This is a genomic window from bacterium, assembly GCA_026398675.1.
Lineage (GTDB): Bacteria > RBG-13-66-14 > RBG-13-66-14 > RBG-13-66-14 > RBG-13-66-14 > RBG-13-66-14.
This window is the reverse complement of the sequence record JAPLSK010000407.1, coordinates 1-1,999: the sequence shown is the minus strand read 5'-3', so window position 1 is coordinate 1,999 and position 1,999 is coordinate 1. Positions and strand designations below refer to the sequence as shown.

Here is a 1,999-nt window from a genome sequence, read left to right as displayed (position 1 = left end):
CAGGACCGGTGGCAGAACCAGGCAGCCGAGGGCAATCAACAGGACCAGAGCCAGTTTCTTCTTCGTCATCTTCGCCTTTCTCACTCTCGCGCCGGGACCCCCCGGCACGCTTCCCTCTACAAGACTAGGATATACCCGAGGCCTGACAGAACAGGTCCCGCTCCTCGATTCCCATTGACCGGGGGAGCAAGCCGGCCGACTCCACCAGCACCAGGCCCTCCCCCTCCCGGAGGGTGCCCACCGGCACGATGACCAGCGGATAGTCCTTCTTTCTGTCGTTGGTCCGGATTCTCACCCGGAGCTCGGGATGCGCCTCGAACAAGTGTCGGTGCCCGTTCTCCATGCGTCGGCACCCGACGGGGAGGCTGACCTTGTCGTCGAGGCGGAGCCCCGCCTGAACGGGGGAGCCCGTGTAAGTTGCGTGAAACGCCGTCATGGTCACCGTGTGACCGAAGAGGGTGTATCGGAGCGACGGTGATTTCGGGTTGCCCGGGCTGGTGTTCAGGGCGTGGAGCATGGCCGTCTCGCCACGGGCCCCCTCCTCCCCCCAGCGCTGCGGGTCCACCAGGCACCAGGGGATGGAACCCCCGAGCTTGACCACGATGAGCCGCGCCATCTCAATAATCTCGGTCATTCAGGCACCTCTTCTTCACTCTCCCCCAGGGTCAGTATAAACCGGGGGCTTGACAGCGCAGATCCCGCTCCTTTAAATCCACCTTCGGGTGGAGCAGGGTGACCGGCTCCGCCAGCACGATGCCCTCCCCCTCCGCGATGGTGCACGACTGCGCCAGGACCAGGGGGTAGCGCTCCCGGTCGAGGGGTTTCCAGCGCTCCGGGGTCATCTGTGTCAGGCCGGGCAACACCGGGACACCCATGAGCCTGTCCGGACACACCCGGACCCGGAGTTCGGGGTGCTCCTCGAACAACCTCCGAGGTAGGCCCTCCAGCTTCCGGTGATTGACGGGGAAGCTCACCTTCTCGTCGAAGCGCAGGAGCGCCGGGTAGGGTGCGACCTTGTACGCGTCGTGGTACACCGAGATGGTCACGGTGCAGCCGAGGAGAACGTAGTTGAGGAACTTCGACCGGGTCTCGTCGGTGTAGCTCATCATGGAGAGAATCGCCGTCTCGCCGGTGGCGCCCGCCTCCGCCCAGCGCCACGGGTCCATGACGCACCAGGGCAGGTCGGGCTCCAACCGGACCACGATGAGCCTTGCGATTTCGGTGATCTCGGGCATTCGCCATGACCTTCTTCAATGTCGGTCAGTTTTGCTTCCCTTGAATCACAGGAACCTGTACTTCACCGGGTCACCCTCGGCGACGACCCGGCCCTCTTTTTCCAGAAGCCACAGGATGTGCTTCAGGAAGCCGACGAGGTCGTCCGGTCGCGAGAACTCGGCCTCGCGCATCAGGCTCCTCACCCGGTCCTCCAGCTCCTCCAGGGTCATCGGTCGTTCCCGCAGGAGGCCGGCCACGGCCAGCCGGGAGAAGAGCAGCATCCAGTGGGGCGTGGAGCCGGGGTCCACGGGGACGGTCCGCCCTTCCTCCTTAAAAAGCGGCATGGGCGGGGCGGCCAGGAAGCCAATGGGTTTTATCTTCCCCTTTTTGCGTTGATCTTTCATGGTTGTCAGCGGTTCTCGCCGCCGATGCGGACCACGTCGCCGAAAGGCGGCTTGACCGCGTGTCTGCCTTTGGTGAGGCACCAGATGAGCTCCAGGCCCGCGTACCCCTTGGGCCAGAGGGCGCAGCCGTCGGTGAGGACGACGTTGCACGCGGCCCAGAGGCGGTGCTCGTCCACCCAGTGGAAGGCGTTGACGAAGGAGGTTCCGCCGCCACCCTTGAGATTGATTCTCCGCCAGTCGCCCCGGCGGTAGGCCCGGACGTACTCGCCGTTGACCGGCTGCACCTGGACGTCGAAGGTGACCAGCTCGACGGTGTGCCCCGAGCTGATTTCCTCGATTTCGGCGAAGAAGTCCTGCAGGTCTTTCACCGAGATGCTCCC

Annotated in this window: 4 protein-coding genes; all 4 read right to left on the bottom strand. The window is 64.6% G+C overall.

Translation table 11 applies throughout. The annotated features are described in order from the left end of the window. Positions 1-124: 124 nt before the first annotated feature. Positions 125-634 carry a hypothetical protein gene (locus NTW26_11955; protein ID MCX7022961.1) on the bottom strand — a complete coding sequence of 170 codons (510 nt, stop codon included), beginning with the start codon at positions 632-634 and terminating at the stop codon, positions 125-127. Positions 635-665: 31 nt separating this feature from the next. Continuing rightward, positions 666-1,235 (bottom strand): hypothetical protein, encoded by a 570-nt coding sequence (locus NTW26_11950; protein MCX7022960.1) that lies wholly within the window; start codon positions 1,233-1,235, stop codon positions 666-668. Positions 1,236-1,280: 45 nt separating this feature from the next. Continuing rightward, positions 1,281-1,619, bottom strand: a complete 339-nt coding sequence (locus NTW26_11945) for a hypothetical protein (protein ID MCX7022959.1) — start codon at positions 1,617-1,619, stop codon at positions 1,281-1,283. 5 nt (positions 1,620-1,624) lie between these two features. Beyond that, the coding region (locus tag NTW26_11940) for a VWA-like domain-containing protein (protein ID MCX7022958.1) at positions 1,625-1,999 on the bottom strand (375 nt) is incomplete at its 5' end.

Coding starts and splice junctions, on each gene's coding strand:
- NTW26_11955 (MCX7022961.1), bottom strand. CDS start 634: ATGACCGAGATTATTGAGATGGCGCGGCTCATCGTGGTCAAGCTCGGG.
- NTW26_11950 (MCX7022960.1), bottom strand. CDS start 1,235: ATGCCCGAGATCACCGAAATCGCAAGGCTCATCGTGGTCCGGTTGGAG.
- NTW26_11945 (MCX7022959.1), bottom strand. CDS start 1,619: ATGAAAGATCAACGCAAAAAGGGGAAGATAAAACCCATTGGCTTCCTG.